Genomic DNA, 4,520 nt, shown 5'->3' with positions numbered 1-4,520 from the left:
CGCTGGCGCTGACGATCAACGCTGGCCCGACCACCTTCACGACGACCTTCTCCGCTACGCAGACGGTGCAGGATCTCGTGAACGCGGTGAACGCATCCGGCATCGCGACCGCCAGCGTCGACGACAGCGGCAAGCTCACCGTGAAGGGCACGGGCTCGAACACCCTGAAGGTCGGCTTCGGCTCGGGTGCGAGCGCGGCCGCCGCCACCACGAACGCGCAGACCGGCGCGCTCAACACCAACTTGGGGCTCGCGGCGACGGACTACACAACCGGCGTCACCGCCTCGGGCAACTCCACGGTGCGCGCCAACCTCGTCAAGCAGTTCAACGACCTGACGACGCAGCTCGACCAGCTCGCCCGGGATTCGGGCTACAACGGCAAGAACCTCCTCGGCGGCGATCTCCTCACCATCGTCTTCAACGAGAAGACGGGGGCCAACCAGACCAAGCTCGATGTGCAGGGCACCACCCTGACCTCGGCCTCGCTCGGCATCAACCAGGCCTTCAACGGCACGGGCGGACCGGCGGGCTCCTTCGACATCCAGGACGACACGTCGCTCACGACGACCAAGGACACGCTGACGAACGCGCTGACCTCGCTGCGCTCGCTGGCCTCGACCTTCGGCTCCAGCCTCTCGACCGTGCAGACCCGCCAGGACTTCACCAAGCAGATCGCGAACGTGCTGACGACCGGTGCGGACAACCTGACGAATGCCGACCTGAACTTCGAGGCGGCGAACTACACGGCGCTGCAAACCCGGCAGTCGATCGCCCAGCAGACGCTGGGTCTCGCCAACCAGGCGAACCAGGGTGTCCTCCAGCTCCTGCGCTGAACCGTACGCGGCATCCGATTGAGACGGAAACGGCGGGGCGCGAGCCCCGCCGTTTCCATTTGGTTAACCCTTCGCCGCGAAAGTCGGCCGATCGGAGAGCGCGCCGGCCCGGCCGGCGCCGGATCGGGAGGGCAGGATGCCGCTGCGGATCGAGCTGAAGCCCGGGGAGCGGGTCATCATCGGGGATTGCGCGATCCGCAATGGGCCGCGCCGCTCGGCCTTCATCGTCGAGACGCCGCACAAGGTGCTGCGCGAATCGGAGATCGTGCGCGAATCGGAGGCCGACACCCCGGCCAAGCAGATCTGCGTCGCCCTGCAGCGGGCCTACCTCCTCGACGATCCGTTCGACGCCGAGACGCAGTTCATGGAACTCGCCAACGCGGTGATGCAGGCCGCGCCGAGCGCCAGGCCCTTCATCGCCGCGATCTACGAGAAGCTGGCGGCCGGCGACCATTACCGGGCGCTCAAGGCGGCGCGCGACCTCGTCGCGCACGAGAGCCGCCTGCTGGCGCTCGCCGAGCCGGTGGAAGCCGCCTCCGCCTGAGCCCGGCTCAGCGGCCGGAATCGCCCTGGAGGCCGGCGGCGATGTTGTGGTTGATGGAGATCAGGGCGTCGAGGGTCTCGGCCTTCGGCTCGATCATCATGTCGAGGGTCGAGCGGAACACGAAGACCGCGAGCTTGCCGACATTCTGCTTCAGCGCCTCGGGCAGCGGGTTGGTCGGCTCCGTGGCGTCGCCCGCGATCACCGTCCAGACCTTGCGGTTGAAGGTCAGCGCCTCGTTCAGGTCCCGCTCCTGCTCGGGCCAGCCGGCGCGGATCGTCTGGAGCCGGTTGGCGGCCTTGATCAGGACGGCCGCCTCCGCCTCGCGCGGGGAGAGGACGCTGCGGGAGGTCTTGGCGTAGGCATTGGCGGCATGCATCATCGGATGGCGTCCCCCTGTCGCGGCCGCGGCGCGCGCTGCGGCAGGAGAGCGGTGTCGCATGCCCGGCTTAAGACAAGGTGTGCGCGGATCGCCCCATTGACGCCTCGATGCCGCGGGAGCACCCCGCTCAAAGGGCGCGGACCCAATCCGGCAAGGCCGAGGCGCGAGAATCCGTCGGGATGATGAATTTTCTGTTGGGCACCGTGGCCGGCGGCCTGATCGCGGGAATCGCGACCATCGCCGCCGCGCGCCATCCGGAGGTCCAGAACCGGCTCGGCCTGCTGCCGCCGCCGAGCACCGCGATCACGGCCGCCGCGGTGACGCGCCCCGAGATCCCCTGCCGGCCCGCGACGCCGACACCGAAGGTCGGCGATCCCGAGATGCTGCTGTCGAAGCGGCGATTCTGGTCGGTCGCGCCCTGAGGCCGGCGACCGCCCCGCCGGCCCCGCGCCGGATGGCCCGGCGCGCCCTCCCCTCAGACGCTGCTGAGGAGGAACATGACCATGGTGGTGGCGACCGTGGTGCTGAGGAAGCCGCACAGGGCCGCCGCGAAGGAGGGGCCGGTGGCGGGGAGCGCGTCGGAGCGGAGGGTCTCAGGGTTCATGGGCTTGGCCTTCGGTGGGCGACTCGGTCGCCGTGTCTGGGTGAACGGTGCCGTTAGGCGGTTGGAAAGGCTGTGCGTCGCCGCACAAGGGGGGTCGAGGATGGCCGGGGCGCAAGGATCGCGTCCCGGGCCGGGCGCGGCGCTCTAGTCGCAGCGGTTCGCGCGCTTGGCGACGCGCAGGGCGCGCAGCTCGCTGCGCAGGTCGATCGCGACGACGCCCGCACCGCAATCCTCGAAGGCGTCCCGCGCATCGTTGTAGCGGTCGCCCACCTCGTCGAGGGTGTCGCAGATCCGGTCGTGGTCGCCGAGCCGCACCTCCTGGCGGGCCTGGAAGCGGAGGGCGTTGGCCTCGTCGACCTTGCGCTGGGCCTCGAGGCAGCGGGGCAGTGCGGAGGCGGGCGGAGCACAGGCAAGCAGGCTCAGCCCGGCCAGGACGGGGAGGATCAGGTAACGCATTGGAACACCGTGGGTTGTGACGGGAGCGCGGCTCGCACGCTCAATCGAAAGTTCGGTTTCGCTCGGTCATCGCCCGTTCAGGTCCTCAAACGGTGAAGCTGCCGCGATGGTTCCGCCTCTCACCCGGGCGCCCGGCCCCGCCGGCGCGAGGCGAGGATCGCGTCGAGCCGCACGGGCGCGAAGCCCTGCGCGTCGACGCCGACATCGTATTGCCGGGGGATCGGCCTCAGCTGCCCGTGGCTGTGGCCGTGCAGGTTCAGGACGCCCCGCCCGATCCCGTTCCAGGTCCGGAAGGCGTAGTGGCAGAGGACGAGGCGGCGCTCCTCGACCGTGATCTCGGCGTAATGCGCGATGCTCGCCCATCCGGGGGCGGCGAGCGTGCCGGGGCCGTCGTTGTTGCCGCGGATGAGGTGCTTGGTGCCCGGCAGGCTCGCGAGGATCTCGGCGACGCGCGCGTCGCTCGGGCCGAGGGCGAAGTCGCCGAGATGCCAGACCTCGTCCTCGGGGGCGACGACCGCGTTCCAGTTGGCGATCAGCGCCGCGTCGTGGGCGGCGAGATCCGGGAACGGCCTGCGGTCAAGGCGCAGGATGCGCGGATCGCCGAAATGGGTGTCGCTCGTGAAATATATCGCCATCGACGCCCGCCGGTCCTCGCGAAACTGTGACGCCTGACAATGCGAGCGACGCGATTCGGATGCCCGAGGGGCGGCCCGGAGACGGTTTTCCGCGGCCGTTCGTGCGCCGAGCCCCGCGCGGCGCCCGCCGCCGCGGCCTCTCCCCTCGCGACGGCCGACGGGCCCGCCCGGAGGCAAACCCTTGTGCCGCGAGCATCCCAGGTGGACAATCCGGTCGAGGCGCAAGGGGTGACGGGACGTTTCGCGGCCTGCACGTTCAGCGCAGACATCTAATCCAATAAAATTTAGGCGGGTTGGCGAAACATTCCGATTGCCAAAGCTTGATCTGGAATAATAATGTATTCATCGCCGCGATCAGCACACTCATACAATGAAGTGGGCGATTGCCGCGCCACGGCGCACGTGCGCCCAGTCAACAGCGACATTTCGAGACTGGTGTCGGCGGGCTGTGCAGTCGGTAGAGGAGACGACGCATGACATCATACGCCACCCCTAGCGCCGCGGTGAAACCTTCACCCAATCGCTGGTTGCAAATCGTTCTCGGCGTCGCCTGCATGGTGGCGGCCGCGAACATCCAGTACGCCTGGACCCTGTTCGTCCCGGAAATCCAGAAGACCTTCGGCTGGGATCGCGCCGCGATCCAGGTCGCCTTCACGATCTTCGTGATCGTGCAGACCTGGCTCACCCCGATCGAGGGCTACTTCATCGACAAGTACGGCCCGAGCCGGGTCGTCATGTTCGGCGGCCTGATGACCGGGCTCGCCTGGGTGATCAACTCCTACGCCACCTCGCTCACCGGCTTCTACGCCGGCGCCGTCGTCGGCGGCATCGGTGTCGGCTGCGTCTACGCGACCTGCGTGAACAACGCCCTCAAGTGGTTCCCGGACAAGCGCGGCCTCGCGGTCGGCCTCACCGCGGGCGGCTACGGCGCCGGCTCGGCGCTGACCATCCTGCCGATCGCCAAGATGATCGACGCGGGCAGCTACGCCCAGGCCTTCTTCGTGTTCGGCCTGATCCAGGGCGCGATCATCATCCTCGCCGCCGCCTTCATGCGCTCCCCCGGCAAGGA

8 protein-coding genes are annotated in these 4,520 nt (G+C 68.9%); 4 read left to right on the top strand and 4 right to left on the bottom strand.

Annotated elements, in window-relative coordinates; translation table 11 throughout:
* The coding region (locus tag E1J50_RS25335; RefSeq protein ID WP_281024599.1) for a flagellin at positions 1–833 on the top strand (833 nt) is incomplete at its 5' end.
* A 136-nt stretch (positions 834–969) separates the two neighbouring features.
* Positions 970–1,377, top strand: coding sequence for a flagellar biosynthesis repressor FlbT (locus tag E1J50_RS25330; RefSeq protein ID WP_132256951.1), 408 nt, complete (start codon positions 970–972; stop codon positions 1,375–1,377).
* A 7-nt stretch (positions 1,378–1,384) separates the two neighbouring features.
* Here the strand turns inward: E1J50_RS25330 and flaF are convergent, their stop codons facing one another.
* Complete coding sequence (gene flaF, locus E1J50_RS25325; protein WP_132256949.1) at positions 1,385–1,756, bottom strand: flagellar biosynthesis regulator FlaF; 372 nt, start codon at positions 1,754–1,756, stop codon at positions 1,385–1,387.
* Between the two features lie 179 nt (positions 1,757–1,935).
* On the opposite strand from flaF, the gene E1J50_RS25320 reads away from it, so the two are divergent.
* Positions 1,936–2,178, top strand: a complete 243-nt coding sequence (locus E1J50_RS25320; protein ID WP_132256947.1) for a hypothetical protein — start codon at positions 1,936–1,938, stop codon at positions 2,176–2,178.
* Positions 2,179–2,231: 53 nt separating this feature from the next.
* On the opposite strand, the gene E1J50_RS28385 is transcribed toward E1J50_RS25320, so the two are convergent.
* The 3 genes from E1J50_RS28385 to E1J50_RS25310 form a co-directional block, all read right to left on the bottom strand.
* The gene (locus tag E1J50_RS28385) at positions 2,232–2,360 is read right to left on the bottom strand and encodes a hypothetical protein (RefSeq protein ID WP_281024598.1); all 129 of its coding nucleotides are present in this window, start codon (positions 2,358–2,360) and stop codon (positions 2,232–2,234) included.
* 144 nt (positions 2,361–2,504) lie between these two features.
* Complete coding sequence (locus tag E1J50_RS25315; protein WP_132256945.1) at positions 2,505–2,816, bottom strand: hypothetical protein; 312 nt, start codon at positions 2,814–2,816, stop codon at positions 2,505–2,507.
* 119 nt (positions 2,817–2,935) lie between these two features.
* The gene (locus E1J50_RS25310; protein ID WP_132256943.1) at positions 2,936–3,451 is read right to left on the bottom strand and encodes a metallophosphoesterase family protein; all 516 of its coding nucleotides are present in this window, start codon (positions 3,449–3,451) and stop codon (positions 2,936–2,938) included.
* 473 nt (positions 3,452–3,924) lie between these two features.
* Between E1J50_RS25310 and E1J50_RS25305 the strand changes: the two genes are divergently transcribed.
* Positions 3,925–4,520 (top strand): MFS transporter (locus E1J50_RS25305; protein ID WP_483466584.1); only part of this gene is annotated, 596 nt, incomplete at its 3' end.

Origin of the sequence: Methylobacterium segetis, from assembly GCF_004348265.1 — a bacterium.
Taxonomy (GTDB): domain Bacteria; phylum Pseudomonadota; class Alphaproteobacteria; order Rhizobiales; family Beijerinckiaceae; genus Methylobacterium; species Methylobacterium segetis.
This window is presented reverse-complemented; position numbering and strand designations above follow the sequence as displayed.